The organism is Lysobacter silvisoli (assembly GCF_003382365.1).
Lineage (GTDB): Bacteria > Pseudomonadota > Gammaproteobacteria > Xanthomonadales > Xanthomonadaceae > Lysobacter > Lysobacter silvisoli.
The window spans coordinates 284,962-303,534 of sequence record NZ_QTSU01000002.1; the positions used below are offsets into that span (position 1 = coordinate 284,962).

At 67.8% G+C, this 18,573-nt stretch carries 13 protein-coding genes; all 13 read right to left on the reverse strand.

From position 1 onward, the window contains the following. Position 1 precedes the first annotated feature (1 nt). Positions 2–1,219: a PilN domain-containing protein gene (locus DX914_RS12475; protein ID WP_115859454.1), complete on the reverse strand. Its 1,218-nt coding sequence runs from the start codon at positions 1,217–1,219 to the stop codon at positions 2–4. Further along, on the reverse strand, positions 1,216–2,109 hold the full coding sequence (locus DX914_RS12480) for a type II secretion system minor pseudopilin (protein WP_115860160.1): 894 nt from the start codon (positions 2,107–2,109) through the stop codon (positions 1,216–1,218). Before DX914_RS12480 ends, DX914_RS12475 begins: the two co-directional genes overlap by 4 nt. Positions 2,110–2,123: 14 nt before the next feature. Further along, positions 2,124–2,771: a prepilin-type N-terminal cleavage/methylation domain-containing protein gene (locus DX914_RS12485; protein WP_115859455.1), complete on the reverse strand. Its 648-nt coding sequence runs from the start codon at positions 2,769–2,771 to the stop codon at positions 2,124–2,126. Next, complete coding sequence (gene xpsI / locus DX914_RS12490) at positions 2,768–3,229, reverse strand: type II secretion system protein XpsI (protein WP_115859456.1); 462 nt, start codon at positions 3,227–3,229, stop codon at positions 2,768–2,770. The genes DX914_RS12485 and xpsI overlap by 4 nt, the downstream gene beginning before the upstream one ends. Further along, the gene (xpsH, locus tag DX914_RS12495; RefSeq protein ID WP_115859457.1) at positions 3,226–3,768 is read right to left on the reverse strand and encodes a type II secretion system protein XpsH; all 543 of its coding nucleotides are present in this window, start codon (positions 3,766–3,768) and stop codon (positions 3,226–3,228) included. Before xpsH ends, xpsI begins: the two co-directional genes overlap by 4 nt. A gap of 5 nt (positions 3,769–3,773) precedes the next feature. Next, positions 3,774–4,208 carry a type II secretion system major pseudopilin GspG gene (gene gspG, locus DX914_RS12500; protein ID WP_115860162.1) on the reverse strand — a complete coding sequence of 145 codons (435 nt, stop codon included), beginning with the start codon at positions 4,206–4,208 and terminating at the stop codon, positions 3,774–3,776. Positions 4,209–4,470: 262 nt separating this feature from the next. After that, on the reverse strand, positions 4,471–5,688 hold the full coding sequence (gene xpsF, locus DX914_RS12505) for a type II secretion system protein XpsF (RefSeq protein WP_115859458.1): 1,218 nt from the start codon (positions 5,686–5,688) through the stop codon (positions 4,471–4,473). A 41-nt stretch (positions 5,689–5,729) separates the two neighbouring features. Continuing rightward, positions 5,730–6,254: a hypothetical protein gene (locus DX914_RS12510; protein WP_115859459.1), complete on the reverse strand. Its 525-nt coding sequence runs from the start codon at positions 6,252–6,254 to the stop codon at positions 5,730–5,732. A gap of 44 nt (positions 6,255–6,298) precedes the next feature. After that, entirely contained in the window at positions 6,299–6,757 is a 459-nt protein-coding gene (locus DX914_RS12515) for a hypothetical protein (protein ID WP_115859460.1), read from the reverse strand. A gap of 38 nt (positions 6,758–6,795) precedes the next feature. Further along, positions 6,796–8,517: a type II secretion system ATPase GspE gene (gene gspE, locus DX914_RS12520; protein ID WP_115860164.1), complete on the reverse strand. Its 1,722-nt coding sequence runs from the start codon at positions 8,515–8,517 to the stop codon at positions 6,796–6,798. A 269-nt stretch (positions 8,518–8,786) separates the two neighbouring features. Continuing rightward, on the reverse strand, positions 8,787–11,852 hold the full coding sequence (locus DX914_RS12525; protein ID WP_158549277.1) for an RHS repeat domain-containing protein: 3,066 nt from the start codon (positions 11,850–11,852) through the stop codon (positions 8,787–8,789). Between the two features lie 222 nt (positions 11,853–12,074). Beyond that, a complete protein-coding gene (locus DX914_RS12530; RefSeq protein ID WP_115859462.1) occupies positions 12,075–14,861 on the reverse strand; it encodes an RHS repeat domain-containing protein in 2,787 nt (928 codons plus the stop codon). A 304-nt stretch (positions 14,862–15,165) separates the two neighbouring features. After that, positions 15,166–18,513, reverse strand: a complete 3,348-nt coding sequence (locus DX914_RS12535; protein ID WP_158549279.1) for an RHS repeat domain-containing protein — start codon at positions 18,511–18,513, stop codon at positions 15,166–15,168. Positions 18,514–18,573: the final 60 nt, after the last annotated feature.

Consider the following 18,573-nt stretch of genomic DNA (forward strand, 5'->3'; position numbering starts at 1 on the left):
GTCACTGGCCACGAGCGGCCTCCGTGCGCGGCGGACCGCTTTGAACGGCACCGATCTCGGCGGTCAGGGTGAAACGGTCGCGGCCGGTGGTGGGATCGGGCTGGACCGCGCCGGTCAGCGCCGGCGTGCGCCACAGCGGCGTGCCCTGCATGCGCGCGATCAGCGAGGACGCTTCGCGGCTCAGCCCCATCACCAGCAGGCTGTTGTCTTCGATGGCGAGCTTTTCCAGATAGGTGCTGTCGGGCAGGCGCTTGCTGAGTTCGTCGATCAGCTCCACCGTGCTCGGGCGCTCGGCGCGGGTGCGGTCCAGGAACGCCTGGCCTTCGATCAAACCGACCAGTTCCTGGCGCTTGGCCGCGACCTCGCGCGCTTCCTTGGCGTGCGAGGAAATCGTCTGCTGCAACTGGTCGGCGGCGGCGCGGCGGTTTTCCAGCAGTTGCCACAGGGTGGCGGCGATGCCGATCAGCGCGATCGCGGCCAGGGCCAGGTTCCAGGTGCGGAAGGGGTCGCTGTGGCGGCGGCGCTGCGCCGGCGCGAGCAGGTTCACGCCCAGCGGCGCGCCGTCGGCGCCGGCCACGTCCACGCCGGCCAGGGTGTCGGCCAGCGGCCCGACCGCGGCCAGCTGGGGATTCAGGGCCTGGCGCGGCACCGCGACCAGTTCGGCGTCGATCTGGCCGTCGCTCTCGCGCTTGCCCAGCACGCGCGCGTCGAAGGCCACCGCATCGGCGGCGAACGGGGTCTGCCGGTCGATCTCGAAGCCGACCACGTCGCGCAGGCGCTCGGCCGCGGCGGCCGGCAGCTGCAGGCGGCGGCGCAGGCTGCTGGCGGCGGGCAGCAGCAGCCAGCGCGGCAGGTCGGCCAGGCCGGTGGGCAGCAGCGGCGCCAGCGGGTCGCTGGGGCGCGCGGCGGTGGTGCCGGGCGCGGCCAGCGCGGCCAGGTCCGGGCCGCTGGCGTCGGCCAGGCCCGGCAGCACGCCCAGGTCGCGCAGTTCGGCGCCGCGTTGCAGGCGCAGCGTCAGCGCTTCGCCCTGCACCTGCAGCAGCAGGCGGCCGCGGTCCATGCCCAGCGCCTGGCGCGCGCGTTGCGGCAGCCAGGCCGCGAGATTGCGTCCCCACCACGACAAAAATCCGCCCGCGCCCGGCACCAGACGGGTGCCCAGGCGGCGTAACGGATGATCCGTCGACCAGCTTCCCGGCCGGCTTTCGACTTGCGAGTTCATCGTGGTGAAGCTCCCTCCTCCCAACGCAGCGGCGTATAGGCCATGCCCGGCACGGCCCCTCCCCCCGCGCGCACGACTACCCGCAGTACCGACTCGCGGCCATCGGAGAGCCGCGCGCGGCTGTCGATACTATAGGTGCCGCTGCCTTCGCCGACGAGACCGGGCAGCTCGCCGGGTATGCCGGAGCCGGCTTCTGGCATGCCGTTACTGTTGCGGCGGTTACGTTGCGCCACCAATTCGGTGCCGTTCAGGCCCATCGCATCCAGCACCGGCCCGGCGGCGAACGCGGGATCGGGCTGGGCGCGACCGCTGTAGACGGTCAGGTAGGGCTCGAGCTTGGCGTACAAGGCCGGGGTGAAGCCCAGCACCTGCTGCAATTCGGCCACGCTTTCGAACTCCGCGTCCTTGGCGCCGTAGGGCAGCCCCGCGGAGGCGTAGTCGGGGTCTTCGGCGCCGCCGGCGATCTGGGTCAGCGGATCGGGATCGCGCCAGTCCATGATCGCCGAGGCCAGCTGCGCGGCGTCGGCCTGCTGTTCGATGCCGCCGGCGCTCTGGATCAGCGCGGTCAGCAGGTTGGCATCGGCCTGGTTCAGATCGACCTTGCCGTTCTCGTCGATCAGCTTCACTTCGACCCGCGCGCCGGCGTAGGACCAGCGGTACGCGGTGCCGTCCGGGCGCCACTGCAGGCGCGGATCGCTCTGGCCCACGCGGGTGAGCGCGTATTCCATGCCCGCGCGCGCGGCGTTCTGCGCGACCAGGCCGCGCGTGAGCACGCGCCCTTGCAGGTTCTCCACCCGCGCGGTCATGGCGAAGGCGCCGACCAGCGCGGTGAGCATGGCGATCAACCACAGCACCAGCAGCAGCGCGGCGCCGCGTTGGTGATCACGCATGGCGGCGCGCACGCTCACAGCTGCCCCGGCACGATGCCGCGCGCCACGCCGGCGGCCAGCGGCAGCGACACCACCAGCGGCGGCCAGTCGCGGCCGTCGGCGTCGGTGAGTTCCACTTCCACCATCAGCGGCAGCAGTTCGGCGCTGGTCCAGCGCTCCTGCCAGTCGCCGAGCTTGCCGGTTTCATCCAGCGCGCGGTAACGGAAACGCGCCGATTTCAGCTGTTCCACCAGCAGTTCCGGCGGACGCTCCTGTTCCTCTTCCACGGTCTGCCCGGCCAGCACCATCGACAGCGCCAGGGTCATGCGCGTGCGCTCGCCGTCGGACTCGATCGCGAAGTCGTGCAGGTAGGGGCCGCCGCGGCCCAGGTAGTCGGGCAGGTCGGCGACGAAGCGCATGCGCTCGGGTTCGCCGATGAAACGCTGCGGGACCGCGCTGGCCTGGTCGAAGCCGAACGCGACCGGGCGCGCGCCGGTCAGGCGCTTGCGCAGGAAATTCTCGACCGCGCGCTGGCGCTCGCTGCGCTGGGCGATGGACTCGCCGCGGGTCGCGGTCTGGGTCGCGGCCGAGAGCGTGGCGAAGGCCAGCGCCAGGCCCGCGGCCAGCAGCACCGTGGCCAGCAGCATTTCCACCATGGTGAAACCGGCGGCGCGGCGGCTCATTGCATCACCGCCTCGGGGCCGGCCAACGCGGTGCGCAGGCTGCGCAACAGCAGGCGCTGGCCGGGACCGCCTTCGCCCCACTCCACCGCCAGGGTGATTTCGAACAATTGCGGACCGTTGACGTCCACCGGCTGCCGCGCCGCGGCCACCGCGCGATCGCGCCAGGGCCGCACGCCCAGGGTCCAGCGGTAGCGGCCATCTTCGAAGTCGCCGCTTTCCTGGCCCGGCGCCAGCGGCTGGCCCACGCCGACCTGATCCAGCAGCGACTGCGCGTGCAGCGCCGCGCGCCCGGCCTCGCCGGACATGCGCACCTGCCGGCTCGCGCCCGACAGCGTGCCCAGCAGCAGGGTCAGCGCGGCGGCGAGCAGGGCGAAGGCGATGATGACTTCGAGCAAGGTATAGCCGGCGGCGGCGCGCGGACCGCGCGGCGCACGACGGCGCAGGCCGGCCGCGCTCATCGCCGCGCCTCCACACGCCGCAGCTTCACTTCGCCGGTCAGCCAGGCCACGTCCACGTTCCAGGCCGCGCGCTGGCTGGCGACCTGGATGCGCCCGCCGGTGGAGGCGCCGTCGTTGAAGAACGCGATCGCGCCCTGGCCGCGATTGGGCTGCAGTTGGCGCGCGCCGGTGAAGCTCACTTTCAAGGACTGCGGAATCTCGCCCGAGCGGCCGTCGGCGCCGCTCCAGGTATGCGCGGCCGGATCGATGGTGAAGGTTTGCTTGCGGCCGGTGGCGATGGCCTGGGTGCGGGCGTAGCGCAACTGCGCGGCCAGTTCCTTGGCGCTGCTGCGCAGCTGCATGCCGGACAGGCCGCCGCTGACCGCGAACGCGGCCAGCACGCCCAGTGCGGCGATCAGCGCCACCACCAGCAGCATTTCCAGCAGGCTGAAGCCGCGCGCCCTGCGACCGCCCGCGCCAAGACGCAGCGCCGCGCGCCGCGCGGCACTGCCCCCGTTCCCCTTCGCGGGGACGGAAGGGCGATGCCGCGTCGAGCTCATGCGATTTACTCGTACTTGATGTCGCCGTCGACGCTGGTGCCGCCGACCTTGCCGTCCTTGCCCAGGACGATCAGGTCGAAGTCGCGGCCCTCGCCCGGCACCCGGTATTCCACCGCATGGCCCCAGGGATCCTTGAGGTCGCTTTCCTTCTTCACGTACGGGCCGAGCCAGCCGCTGGCGTCGGACGGCGCCTTGATCAGTTCGTCCAGCGAATTGGGCAGGCGGCCGGTGTCGTCCTTGAACGACTCGACCTTGATCGCCAGCGCTTCGACCTGCGACTTGGCCAGCTTGAACTTGGCCTGGTCGCCGGCGCCGAACACCTTGGTGCCGACCACCGTCGCCACCAGGCCGATCAGCACGATCACGATGATGATTTCGATCAGGCTCATGCCGCGCTGCAGGGCGGCGGACGGGCGGCGCAGGGAACGGGGATTTCGCATTTCGGTCATCCGTAGAAAGTGGGTTGCACACAGAAGGCAATACCGCCGCCCCCGATTCCTTTACTCCGACCGCAGCGGGCGGAAGCCGGTTCCGCCGCGGCGTGGTCGATCCCGATTCTGTGCCGCGATGCCGTCGCCGGCTCAGCGGCGCCGGCGGCGGTACAGCTTGCGTTCAAAACGGCGGAACCGGCCGTGGCCGGCCCCGTGCCGTGCCGGCTGAACGGGGAACGGTGTCTCACTTTTCCACCCCCAACCGCCATCATCAGCCAATCGCATTGGTCAGGTCGTAGAGCGGGGTCAGCACGGCCAGCACCACGGTGCCGACCACCGCCGCCAGCACCACCGTGATCACCGGCACCAGCGCGGCGAGCATGCGGTCCAGGGCCAGCCCGGTTTCGTGCTCGAAGGTCTCGGCGGTCTTGACCAGCATGGTGTCCAGCGCGCCGGACTCCTCGCCCACCTGGATCATCTGCAGGGCCAGGCGCGGGAAGCGCTTGCCCTTGCCTAGCGCGGTGGACAGGGCCACGCCGTTCTTGACCTCTTCGGCCGCGGCGTCGACGTCGGCCGCCAGCACCCTGTTGTCGAGCACGTTGCGACCGATGCCCAGCGCGGTCATCAGCGGCACGCCGTTGCGCACCAGGGTGCCCAGGGTGCGGGCCAGGCGCGCGGTCTCGATCTTGGCCACCAGCGAGCCGGCGAACTTGCGCTTGAGCAGCCAGGCGTCGAGCGCCTCGCGGAAGCCCGGATCGCGGCGCTTGCGGTCGAACCACCACAGCCCCAGCGCCGGCAGCGCGATCAGCAGGAACCACCAGTCGCGCACGAACAGGCCCACCGCCAGCACGATGCTGGTGAACAGCGGCAGCGGCGCATCCAGGCTTTCGTACATCACCGCGAACTGCGGCACCACGTAGCCCAGCAGGAACAGCAGGCTGCCGCTGACCATCAGCAGCAGGATCGCCGGATAGATCAGGGCGTTGATCACACGGCCCTGCAGCGCGCGGCTGCGCTCCAGGTAGTCGGCCAGGCGCGACAGGGTCTCGTGCAGGCTGCCGCCGGCCTCGCCGGCGCGGACCATGTTGATGTACAGGCGCGAGAAGGTGCCGTGCTGGCGCTCCAGCGACGCCGACAGCGAAGCGCCGCCGCGCACCGCGTCGCGCACGTCGGTCACGGTGCGCTTGGCCGCCTCGTCCTCGGGCAGCTCCAGCAGGATGGTCAGGGCACGATCCAGCGGCTGGCCGGCGCCGAGCAGGGTCGCCAGCTGCTGGGTGAACTGGACCAGGCGCGCGCCGGCGAAGGGCTTGGGCTTGAACAGCCCGCTCCACACCGAGGCGCCGCCGCCCTCGCTGGCCAGCTTGGCCTCGACCGGCAGATGGCCCTGCTCCTGCAGGCGCTGCACGACCTCGGCGTTGCTGGCCGCTTCCATCTGCCCGTCGAGCATTTCGCCGCGGGCGTTGAGCGCTTTGTAGTGATAGAGGGCCATGGCTCAATCGTAGGCCAGGCGCGGGCGGACGCGCGCTGGCATCAGTCCAGTTTCTCGTTCAAGGCCGCGGCGAGTTCGCCGATATAGCCTTCCAGCTTCTTCTTCTCGGCGATCTGGCTGGTGGAGGCGGCGATGGACACGATCGCGCCGCCCTCGGGCTGCTCGTAGACCACCACGAACAGCTCGGCGCCGAAGCTGAAAGCGCTGGTCGGGGTCTTGGCCTGCAGGTAGGCCGCGGGCTTGAGTTCGGCCGCGCCGGCCTTGGCCCAGGCCTCCTTGTCGGCGCTGCGGCCGCTGAAGGCGTAGGTGTTGGCGAAATAGCCGTGGTTCTTCTTCGGCAGTTCCGCGCCTTCGTACAGCAGCTTCCACTTCTTGTCGGCGACGAAGGCCTTGACCGCGGCGGCCACGTCGGCGGCGTTGGCCTGGAACACCAGACTGCTGCCGGGATCGAACTCCTGGCTGGAGATGGTCTTGGGGCCCAGGCCGGCGAAGGCGGCGGGCGCGGACAGCAGCAGGAACAGGCTCAGTACGGCGGCGAAGGTGGGCTTCAAAAAGGCAGGCTTCATCGCGGCTCCGCAGCGAAGTCGGGTCATGGAGGTCATCGCGGCCATCAGTCGCAGGCCATGCGGCCGGCATCGACCACGCGCGGATTGCCCAGGGCGAAGGCGCGGATCGGCCGCGACCACATCTCGAAACTGGAAATGCCCGGGGTGACCGCGCAGGAGCTGGCGTACTCGAAGCGCTCGCCGTCGGAGGACACGTACAGGTCGAATTTCAGCGCCACGTCCAGGTCGTGGCGGATGGTCAGCATGGTCTGCTCGGCGTCGCTGCTGCCGCTGGCGGTGACGTTGCCCGGCGTGGCCGCGGCCACCGACGCGCTGCGGGCCTTGCCGTCGGCCAGCTCCACCCGCAGGCTCAGCGGCGGCTTGCCGCTGCCCACCGCGAAACCGGCCGGAATCTGCGCCTTGCTCAGCGACTTGGCCGGGCCGGCCGCCTGCGCCGCGCCCAGGGCCAGCACCAGCGTGGCCGCCAGCGCGGCCCGCGCCGCTAGGGTCTTGATCGTGTTCATCGCCCACCTCCCCTGGTTGTTTCGCGCGAGGTTCCCTCTCACGCGTCTTCGGTCACTCGCAGCACTTCTTCGATCGTGGTCTGTCCGTCCAAGGCCTTGGCGATGCCGTCCTCGTACATGGTGCGCATGGCCGCGGTCTCGCGCGCGATCTGCTCGATCTCGCCCATGCCGGCGTGGCGCATCACCGCGCGGCGCAGCTCGTCGTTCATCACCAGAAATTCCATGATGGTGGTGCGCCCGTGGTAACCGCTGGGCGCCAGCGCCGACGGGCGCGGACGGTACAGGTAGATCTCGCCCTGCGGCTGGTAGCGGCGCAGACCGAACTTGTCGATCTCCTCCGGCGAGGCCAAATAGCGCTCGGCATGCGTGGGCTCGAGCCGGCGCACCAGGCGCTGGGCCAGGATGCCGTTGATGGTCGAGGTCAGCAGATAGTCTTCCACGCCCATGTCGAGCAGGCGGGTGATGCCGCCGGCGGCGTTGTTGGTGTGCAGCGTGGACAGCACCAGGTGGCCGGTCAGCGCCGACTGGATCGCGATCTTGCACGTCTCCAGATCGCGCATTTCGCCGATCATGATGATGTCCGGGTCCTGGCGCACGATCGAGCGCAGGGCGTGGGCGAAATCCAGGCCGATCTGCGGCTTGGCCTGGATCTGGTTGATGCCCTCGATCTGGTACTCGACCGGGTCCTCGACCGTGATGATCTTCACGTCGCTGGTGTTGAGCTTGCTCAGCGCCGTGTACAGCGTGGTGGTCTTGCCCGAACCGGTCGGGCCGGTGACCAGCAGGATGCCGTGCGGCTGGTCCAGCACCTTCTGGAACTGCGGCAGGAAGGCGTCGGTGAAGCCCAGCTTCTTGAAGTCGAACACCACCGTCTCGCGGTCCAGCAGTCGCATCACCACCGACTCGCCGTGCGCGGTGGGCACCGTGCTCACGCGCAGGTCCAGCTCCTTGCCCTGCACGCGCAGCATGATGCGGCCGTCCTGCGGCAGGCGGCGCTCGGCGATGTTGAGCTTGGCCATGATCTTGATGCGGCTGATCACCGCCGCGGTCAGGTTGGCCGGCGGGCTCTCGCCCTCGGCCAGCACGCCGTCGACGCGGTAGCGCACCTTGAGCCGGTTCTCGAACGGTTCGATATGGATGTCGGAGGCGCGCAGTTCCACCGCGCGCTGGATCACCAGGTTCACCAGCCGGATCACCGGCGCCTCGGACGCCAGGTCGCGCAGGTGCTCGACGTCGTCCAGGTCGCCGCTGCCCTCGCCCTCGGCGGTCTCGACGATCGCGCCCATGGCGCTGCGGCCCTGGCCGTGCCAGCGCTCGATCAGGTCGCCGATCTCCGAACGCAGCGCCACGTAGGGGCGGATGTCGCGGCCGGCGGCCAGGCGCAGGGCGTCCAGGGTGTAGACGTCCTGCGGGTCGGCCATCAGCACCTCGACCGCCTGCTCGCTCTCGCGGACCGGGCAGACGGCGAACTGCTTCATGAACTTGGGCGTCAAAACTACGCCCTCAGGGGGTAATTCCGGTGCGTCCTTGACGCTGACCAGGGGCAGGTCCAGCACCGCCGCCACGGTTTCGGCGTGGTCGCGCTCGGACACCAGGCCCAGCCGCGCCAGCAGCGCCAGCAGGCTGCCGCCGGTCTCCTCCTGCAGCCGCTTGGCCCGGCCCAGGTCGGTTTCCTTGAGCCGGCCCTTGGCCAGCAGGGCCTCGACGATGGCCGCGTCGACGGCGGCCTGCGGGCCGGCGTCGGCCGGGCCGGGCCCGATCTGGCCGGGTCCGGCCTGGTTGAGGCCCGACGGATCGTGCCCGGGCCCCTCCGTGGTGGTGGCTACTGCGTTCACGTCACCCTCCTGCGCGTGAACTCGGACTTTAGCAGTTTCGGTCGGTTACTCGACCCCATCCGCCACCGGATATTCCAGATTCGCCAATCGCCCCCGCGCACGCGCCGATCGGCCTTGGGCACGTACCGATGCTCGGCATTCCAGCCCGGCACCGCCACCTGAACGCCGACCTCCGGCAGCGGGCATCGGCCCCATCATTTGAGCGGATCGGGCGTCTTGGGATCCGGCGGTTTGGGCGGTTCGCGCGGCGTGATCTTTCCCCTCTGCTGCGATTCGGTTACCGCGTTCCTACGCGAATCCTTCATCGTCTGCACGATCGATTCCTTGTGCACGCGCTTGCCGAGCGTCTTCAACTCGTCCTTGTTGCGGGAAAGAATGCTGAGCACCACGAACAGGGTTTCCCGACCGCTTTTGGTCATCGTCAACCAGGCACCTGCGCGCAAGGTGCCGGCGCCGCCCGCCACCAGCGTCAACCCCGCAGCGGCGCCGGCCCCTCGCGCCGCCGATCGCTCGTGGAACTCGGCGCGCGACATCTTGCCGCTCGCCAAGTCGTCCATGTCGCGTTCCATCTGGCGCAGCGCGGCGCCTTCGCGCCCGTCCGGGTCGGTGAACTTGTACGGATTGTTGTAGGCGTAGGCGTAGCGGATGAAGTGAGCGAGCGGCTTTTCCAGCGCCGTCACCGGATCCACGCTCAGGAACCTGCCGAGCTGAGGATCGTAGTAGCGCTGTTGCATGTAGGTCAGGCCGGTCGCGCCGTCCATCACGTGACCGGTATAGCCCACGCCGTTGTAAGCGGGCTTGTTGATCGCCGCGCCGTACGGCTCCCAATGGGTGCGGTCGAGCACCGTGGCCGCGGCATCGGTCACCGCGATCGGGCTGCCCAAGGCATCGGTGTGCTGGTACTTGAGCTTGCCGCTGTTGGAGGCGCGATCCCATTCGATGGTCGCCAGCAGGCTGCCATTCAAATAGATATGCGGGATGGTCAGCTCAGGGTAGCTGTCGTTGTCCGCCTCGCCGCTGTGGTGTTCCTCGCGCTGCAGCAACTGGCCGTCGGTGTTGTAGAACGACACCGAGTACCTCGTATCCGTGAGGCTTTCGCTGGTGACGCGACGCCCGTGGGCCTCGTAGCGGTAAGTCTCTTTGCCCGTCGATATGCGCAAGCGATTGCCGAGGTCGAACTCGTACCCCTGCCCGTTCTTGTTCTTCAGATTGCCCTGCTCGTCGTAACCCAGGCCCATGGTGGTGGCGCCCTGGTCGTTGCGCAGGTTGGTCAGATGGTTCTTCTCGTTGTACCAGTAGTAGTCCGTGACCGTGGTCGAGCCGTTGAAATTGCTCTTGTAGCGAATGTTGTCCAGCGGGTCGTAGCCGAAGCCGCGCACGGTCAGCCAATGCAGGTGCGCCTGAATCAAGCGATCGCGGCGATCGTAGAGCATGTCGCGATTGCCGCTGTACAAGCCCTGCACCGCGTTCACGTCGCGAATGGCGGCGATATTGCCGTTCTCGTCGTAGGCGTAGGTGTGATCGAAGACACCGGCATCGGTCACCCGCGCCGGGAACTGCCGCGCATCCTGCGTCATCGTGTGCACGATGCCGTTGCCGTAGACGTAGCGCTTCATCCCGCCATTGGGGTAATAGCTGATACCTGTGGCATGGTTGCCCCAGGTCGAACTGACCGCGGTGGGCTGACCTAGGGCATTGGTCGCGTAATTGACGGGCAATCCGTCCGGCGTGGTGTAACGGTTACGGTGGCCGTTGGCGTCGTAGCCATAGGTGGCCGAGCGCACGTACCGGCCCACCAGGGTCTGCGCCTCGGCATTGACCAGGCGGCGCTTGTTGTAGGTGTAGTTATTGATCACCTTGCCCAGGTCGGGGCCTTCGTTGCTGGTGACCACTTCGTAGGGCAGCCCGTCGGGCGTGTAAGCCCAGGTCTGATTGCCGCGACCATCAGGAAACGTCAGCGTGGCCAGACGGTTGCGGCTGTCGTAACTGCGGTCGACGCGGCGACCGGACTGTTCGGCTTCGGCCAGGTTGCAGTTGTTCGGATCGGGCAGGTTCAATCCGGCGGCCGACCAGGCCAGGTTGCCGGAGGCGTCGTAGGCCATCACCGTTGCGCCGGTTTCGGGCTCGAGAATCTTGCACAGCTGTTGGTACTGGTCGTAGACGTACTGCCGCGTCAGCCCGCTTGGACCCGAGTCTGGCAGCTTCACGGTCACGCTGGCCGTGGCCGAGCGCGCCGAGAGACCCCGGCTGTCGTACGCGACCGCATGCACCGCGTGCGGGCCGACGCTCGCGCCCGACCAGGTGTATTCGTAGGGCGCGGCGCTGTCGGTGTTGATCAGTTGGTTGTCGGCGTAGAACTCCACCCGGTTCACGCCGTCTGCGTCGGATGCGTTCGCCTGCAGCAGGAAACTGGCGGGCACGCTGGCTTGGGTCCCGTCGGCGGGGCTGGTCAGGCTCACGCTAGGCGGGCCGTTGCCGACGATCCACATCGCCGCCGAATCCGTGTAATAGCCGCGGGTGTCGAACGCGCGCGCGACTAAGCTGTGGCCGCCCACCAGACCGGTCCAGTGCAACTCATAGGGCGCGCTGGTGTCCTCGCCCATCTTGGTGCCGTCGACCAGGAACTCGACTCGCTGCACGCCGTCGTCGGCATCCGAGGCATTGGCGGTGAACGCGACGGCGCTGCCGGCCGGGTAGACATAGTTGTTGCCGGGGCCGGTCAGACTGACCGCGGGCGGGCTGTTCTGAGTGGGCACCGCGCTCACGTCCACGGTGGCCAGAGTCAGGCTGCCGCTCTTGAGGTGGAAGCGTAGTCCGCGGCTGTCGATACCGCCGACGGACGAGCCGTTCTGTCCGGTCGCCCACTGGGTCATCAGACTGCCGTCCGGCAACGAATACCAGACGGTGGCATTGGCCGCGTTAGAACTCCAGTTGACATTGGTGTAGCAGGCGTTCGCGCCCCAGGGGATGGTGCACGTGGTCGGCGAAGCCGTAATGCTGCCGCCGAGCACGGTGAATGCCCGACCGGCGCTGACCGGATCGACCCAGCGGCGGTCGCACATCTCGAACGAGGCATCGATGAAATAGCGGCCGGGCGGCAGATCGTTGAGCACCTGGCCGTTGGTGACCGAGGTATCCAGCCCCGGCCCGCTGACGAAGATGTTGATCGGACCGCAGCCGGCGGTCGCGCTGAGCTGAATCTTGACGCTGGCCGGCGCAGCAAAGGTCATCTCCGGCGCCGCAGGGTAGTTGAAGCTCAACGTCGGATCCGGGCCGGCAGCGCAGGCCAATCCCGGCAGCAGTGCCGAGACCAGCAGCAACAACCCGACTGTCCACCGTGCAGACGCCTTCGCCAGCGCGGCGCGGACGCGCTTTACATCGTATGACTTGTGCATAACCGACCTTGAGGCCGAGTCCGGCCGTTCGTTCTCTGCGTGCCGCGATCCGCCTGAGCAGACCGCGCCCCATTGGCTAACGCCGGATCAACCGCCCGGACCGCGCACGATCTGCTTGGTGTTGCCCAGCACGTCGCGCACGATGGTGGTCCGCGCCGCGTCGGCGCTGTCCACCGCCGCCTCGACTATCGCCGGCTGGTCGTAACTGGGTTGTCCGTAGACCTGGAAACTCTCGACGGTCTTGGTACCGCGCGCATCGGTGGTCAGGCGGCGGAACCCCGGCAAATAGTCGGTCACGCGCGTCAACTGGCCTCCTTGCGCATCCTGCAGGTTGCGGATCGGACGATCCAACACGTCGTAAACGGTATGGTTGCCCTTCAAACCCGCATCGGAAAAGTTGACCCAGCCGTCCACATGCGGGTTGCGCGGGTAGGACGCGAACACCTCCCGTCCGTCATGGTCGTAGCGCTTGGCGCTCCAGCGCAGCGTGCCGGCGTTGTCGGCCGCGTCGTCTTCCTGCTCGGCGACCGGGCGCCAGAGCGCATCGAAGAACACGGTCTTGCGGTAGTTCCCGGTAGTGCTCACCTGGCGCCAATGTCCGGCCCCCAAGCCGTACTCGTCGGTGCCGACTTGCTCGAACACGGCGCTGGTCGCATTCCAGGCCACCTCGTCGCCGGCGGGCGGGGTGATCCGATTGATCCGCCCCATCGCGTCGTAACCGTAACCGGTGGCGTAGCCGTTCTCGTCGATCAACGAGGTCAACCAGCCATTGCCGTCCACCACGGCGCGCTTCTGTGCGCCGTCATGGAAAGTAACCGTTTGCGGCGTACCGCGCTTCCAGTCGGAGACCGTAGCCGTCAGGTTCCGTCCATCGGTGAGGGTGGCCAGCGTGCCATCCGGGTGATAGCCCAGGGTTTGCTGCAGCTTCTCGTTGGCGTAGGTGCGCAACGGCAGCGCACTGGCTGCGTGATAGTCGGTACGCGACACGATCACGCCGGTGTTGACATTGGTCTGCTTGGCGGTTTGACCGACCACCCACAGCGACTTGTCGTTGTAGTATTCGGTCGAGTCGGTACGCGTATAGCCCAAGGTGTTCGACTGCCCGATACGGGTGACTTTGGCGAACTCGTCGAAGGTTTCGTTGGCCGTATCGAAGCGCACGCCGTCCTGTTGGATGGAGCCGCCCGTCTGCGGACGCTGGCGCTCGGACGAAAACGAATCCATGCGGATTTGCGGATTCTGGCCCATGCGGTCGGCGAAGGCCTGATGAGGCGCCGCGGCGTTGCTGAGGTAGGTGGTCGTGGCGCTGCGCAGCAATGCGCTGCCGGCGTAGGTATCGACCTGCAGCAACTGGCCTTCGTTTTCGTTGAACACCACGCCATAGGTGTTGACGGTGCGCTCGCCGCCTGGGCTTGCCACCGTGGTGGTCTTGGTGGTCGCACAGCCGCCGCAGGTGCCTTCCCAACTGCCGACCGGAGTCGTGTAATCGTAGGTCCAGGTGTAGCCCGGCAGGCCAGGTCCGGTCACGCTTTTGCTGCGAATCGCCAGCACATCGAAGCGCGCGGGCACCATCGCGGTGTAGGCGTCTTCGGTCGGCTCGTAATCGGGCTGGGGGCGCGCGCTCATGTCCGGCGGAAACATGCAATCCAGCGGTACGTTCTGCCGGCCGTGCCTAACCGTCTGGAACACGAACTCGCCGCGCGCGCCGGAAGGATGGGTAATCGAGGCGCTACGGGTCAGCGGCACCAGGGCTCGCATCCAACTGCAGGTCAGCGCCTTGTCCTGCAAATGGGTTTGTCCGCCGGGAATCGCCGGATCCATGTCGTTGCTGTAGTAGGGACTGCCCCAAAGCGCATGGAAGTCGATGCTCCAGCTGCTGTTGTCCGGCAGGACCACCGAAGTCAGCTGCGAATAGGCGGAATAGCCATAGCGCCATTCGCGTCCGGTATCGGTCGTCACCTTGCTCACCCGGTCGTAGCCATTGGCGCTTTCCCAAGTGAAGGACAGCTGGCGGCCGTCGCTGGAAGTGATGGACTGCAACTGCGCACCACTCCACTGGTAGGCGACCCAGTTGCCGAAGCGATCCTCGATGCGGGTCGGGTACAGACGGATTTCGTCGCGCGGCACCGGGCGCTGCAACACCTTGCCGTCCGCCGTCACCGGCTTGAGCAGGTCGTCGGACTGACGGACCACCATCCAGTCGAAGCGGTAGCGGGTGCCGTCGGGCGAGCGCGCCAGAAAGCCCTCGCCCGCCTGGCCGCTCTGCAGGCTGGGCAGGCAGGAGAGATGCCAATGCTTGTTGGTCACCCAGGGATAGGTGCCGCCGTCGGTAGGGCGCGGCCGGGTTTCGGCGGTGGCGAGCAGCAACTCCTGGTCGCCGCCGGGCACCGACATCCGGTAGCCGCTCCAGTATTCCCAGGGTTCCACAGCCGGCGCGCGTATCGGCGTGGAACTTTGGATCTTCACCGACGGTGGGCGCGCCGTCGCCACGCTGGTCGGCGACGAGCAACGATTGGCCGTCGAGCTCAGCGGGGACGGACCCAGGACCCAACCTTCCGCGCTACTAAACGTGCCGCTGACATAGGGCACATCCCAGTCCCAGTCCCCGAACGGGCGATTGCGTGCATCGGTTCCATTCGAGAAACGCCGCCCCAAAGCCACCGGGATCGGAAAATTGCCGGGGATCGACACGTCCGTGGCCGCAAAGCTGGTCGCGCCGGTGTACAGATTCACCGAGTCGCCGAACAGCGTGGGCCCTTCCGACTTGAGCGTCTGCGCCGACTTGACCAGCTTGTCGTACTCCTCCCACGGCGCCCTTCCCGCGCAGGCCGCACCGCAGGCGAGCGCAAGCAACGTACCGACCAGATAACGCATGACGTGTCCCTTTCCCCAGAGTGGATGCGACCGCCGCAGGCGCGGCGGTCGTGGTGTGCATTGTCGAAGCGGCCGCGACGCGATAGGGCACGACTCGGCGCAGCGCGTGCACGCCAGAGCGCATCGGGTGGCAAACTTCCGCAAGGTCCGGCGTTTCGCAGCAACGCGAGCCCGGTTTGCCGCATGGCGGCCCTGCCCTGATCGAGCACAGGCCGCAGGCGTTTACGCAAAAAAAAAGCCCCGCATTGCGGGGCTCTTGCATCATGCGCTTCGTTCCTGCCGCTTACAGCTAAGACCAGCGGCCCTACTTGGTTTTCGGGCTCTTGTTCCACTCGAGCACCTTGGTTCCGATCGAGAACGGCTTGCCTTTGGCGCCGAAGGAAAGGCCGCCCTTGAATTTGACCTCGGCGGTGCTGCCCTTGAAGTCGACGTCCACGCCACCGCCCACGATGGCGCCAACACTGAAGCCGCTCGAAAAATCCAAAGGCGTGCTGAACGGCATGTCCAGCGTCAGCGGATTCTTGTTCTCCAGGTACAGTCCGCCTTGAAGTCCGCCCACCGCGCCTCTTTCGATCGAAACATCGCCTTCCCACGAGGTGAACAGGTTCTGAGTGAGCGACCCGGCCACCACAGCACCTCCGCTCAGCTCGAACTTGACGCCCACGTTGTCGTTGATGGCGGCCGCTGTAGCTTCCACGGCGCGCACGAACGCGCCGTGCCCGGCGATCAAGGGTTTCATGATGGCATCGGAGGCCTCAGCGACGAACCGTTCGCCGCAGTAGCCGCCGCCGTTCTCGCAAACGCTATGTTTATCGTTCTCCTCGCTCTGCCGTCCATCGGGGTCGGTGAAGCGATAGGGGTTGTTGTTGCCGTAGCCGTAACGGTTGAAGTTGAAGCCGGTGGCCGTGTCGACCGTCACCGGGTCCACGCTCAGGAAGCGGCCTACGTCCTCGTCGTAGTAACGCTGCTGCATGTACGTAAGACCTGAAGCCCCGTCCATGACGTGGCCGGTGTAGCCGACGCCGTCGTAGTTCGGCTTGCCGATCGCCGCGCCATAGGGTTCCCAATCGGTACGCTCGACCACCGCGCCGGCGGCATCGGTCACCGCCACTGGGCTGCCCAGCGCATCGGTATGCTGATAGCGCACCACAGCGGGAACGCCCGGGCTGAAGTCGATCTCGCGGATCGCCAGCAGCGACTCGCCCAGGTAATAGTGCTCGAGCGACTTGCGCGGATTTCCCGCCTCGGTATAGATCATCTGCCCGGCCTTGTTGTACATCGACAGGCGACGGACCGTGGCCCAGTCGGCGCTGGCCGACATCACGCGCCGGCCCAGGGCGTCGTAGCGATAGGCTTCCTTTCCGGTCACCTGGCGCAAGCGGTTGCCGTAGTCGAAGACATAGGCCTGGCCGTTCTTGTTGTCCAGGTTGCCTTGCGGGTCGTAGCCCAGGCCGATCACGCTGGCGCCGCTGGCGTTCTGGATATTGGTCAGCCGGTTGCCCGCGTCGTAGTAGTAACGGTGGTCCTTGATCCCGCCCAGCGACCAGGTCTTGAGGTTGTTCAGGGCGTCGTAGGTATAGCGGTGCCAGCAGTCGCCGCCGAAGCTGCAGGAGCCGGCCGCGATCAGGCGATCGAGGCCGTCGTAGGCCATCCAACGGCTGTAGGTGTCGCCGCGGACCAGATCACGGATCTCGACGACGTTGCCTACGTGGTCGTAGCCGGTTCGCAAATCCAGCACACCGGCGCTGACGCTGCGTTCCGGCAGCTGGCGCGCGTTTTGGCTCATGGTGTGGACGATGCCGTTACCGTAGGTGAACTGCGAGATCGCGCCGTTCGGGTAGTAGCGCACGTTGCTGGCGTAGGTCTGCGCCGAGGTCACCACCTGGCGAGGCTGCCCCAGGGCGTTGGGCGCGTAGTCGATCACCGCGCCGGTGGGATAGCTGTGCCAGCGCAAGTGGCCGTCGGGCTCGTAGCCGTAGCCGCTGGACCAGCTGTACCACCCCGGCTGCGCTTGCGCTTCGGCGGTCAAGTGGCGGCGCTTGTCGTAGTGGTAGGTGTTGACGACGACACCCTGCCCCGCCGCTTCGTTGGACGTGGTCACCGTCTTGGGCAAACCGTCGGCGTAGTACTCCCAGGTCTGGTTGCCACGCCCGTCGGGAAAGCTCAGTGCTTGCAGACGATCGCGTCCGTCGTAGCTGCGCCCGACCGCGCGGCCGGAGCCGGCCGCCTCGGTGCGATTGCAGGACGAGGGATCGGGCAGGTTCAGGCCGGCGGCGCTCCAGGCCACGTTGCCGACCTCGTCGTACTCGATCACGGTCGCGCCGGCTTCCGGATCGATGGTCTTGCACAGCCTTTGCTGCGCGTCGTAGACCCATCGTCGGGACAGGCCGGCAGGCCCGGTCACCAACCGGTCCACGCCGACGCTGGACGTAGCCGAGCGCTTCGATGCGCCCATGACGTCGTAAGCGACCGCATGCAGCGCATGCGTGCCTACGCCCGCACCCGACCAGGTCGCCTCGTAAGGCGCGACGGTATCGCTGGCGACCAGCACGTTGTTCGCGTAGAACTCCACCCGCTGCACGCCGTCCACGTCCGAGGCGTCCGCCTTGAGCAGGAAGCTCGCCGGTTCCGTGGTGCGGGCGCCGTTGACCGGACTGGTCAGGGCGATGTTGGGCAGGCCGTTGGCGGCGATCCACATCGCCGCCGAATCGGTGTGGTAACCGCGGGTGTCGAACGCGCGCGCGACCAGGCTGTGGCCGCCGTCGGTGCCGGTCCAATGCAACTCGTAGGGCGCGCTGGTGTCCTGGCCCATCTTGACGCCGTCGATCAGGAACTCGACCCGCTGCACGCCGTCGTCGGAGTCGGAGGCATTGGCGGTGAACGCCACCGCGCTGCCGATCTGGTAGACATGGTTATTGCCGGGACCGGTCAGCGCCACCGAAGGGGCGCTGTTGTGGGTCGGCACCGCGCTCGCGTCCACGGTCGCCAGGGTCAGGTCGCCGCTCTTGAGGTGGAAGCGCAGCCCACGGGTGTCGATACCGCCGACCGCCGAGCCGTTCTGCCCACTGGCCCACTGGGTCATCAGGCTGCCGTCCGGCAGCGAGTACCAGACCTTCGCGTTCGGCGCGTTCGAGCTCCAGCTGACCGTGGTGTAGCAGGCGTTGGCGCCCCACGGAATCGTGCAGGTCGCAGGCGAGGCGGAAATCGAACCGGCATAGACGTCGACCCACACGCCCGAAGTCGACGGCCCGAACCACTCCACTCCCTCCATCAGCATGCGCCACTGGAAGGTGTAACGGCCCGGTGTGTCCGGCGCGCGCACGGTGAAGTGGAACGTGGCCTCCTGCTGCGGCCCGATCGCGCCGGGCACCGCCACCCGCGACAAGCCCCAGGTCCAGTTGTCCTGCGGCCCGGCCGATCCGAGTTTGTAGCCATCCCCTGCGGTCCAGGTGGCCGCGCCGGTGTTGCGGAACGTCACCGACACCGGGTAGTACCGACCGGGCTGCATCACGGTCGGCACGGACATGGCCGAAGGATTGGCGTCGCGCTCGGCCGGCGGCTGGATGACGCAGTCGGGGTTGTTGAAGTCCGGTACCGGGCAGTCCGCGTGCGCCATCGGCGCTGCGAACAACAGCGCCAGGAGCCAGCCCAAGGGGGCCATTCGTCGCGCGCGCCGTAGAGCCGGCGTAGCCGGGCGCGCCGCCGGCAAGCT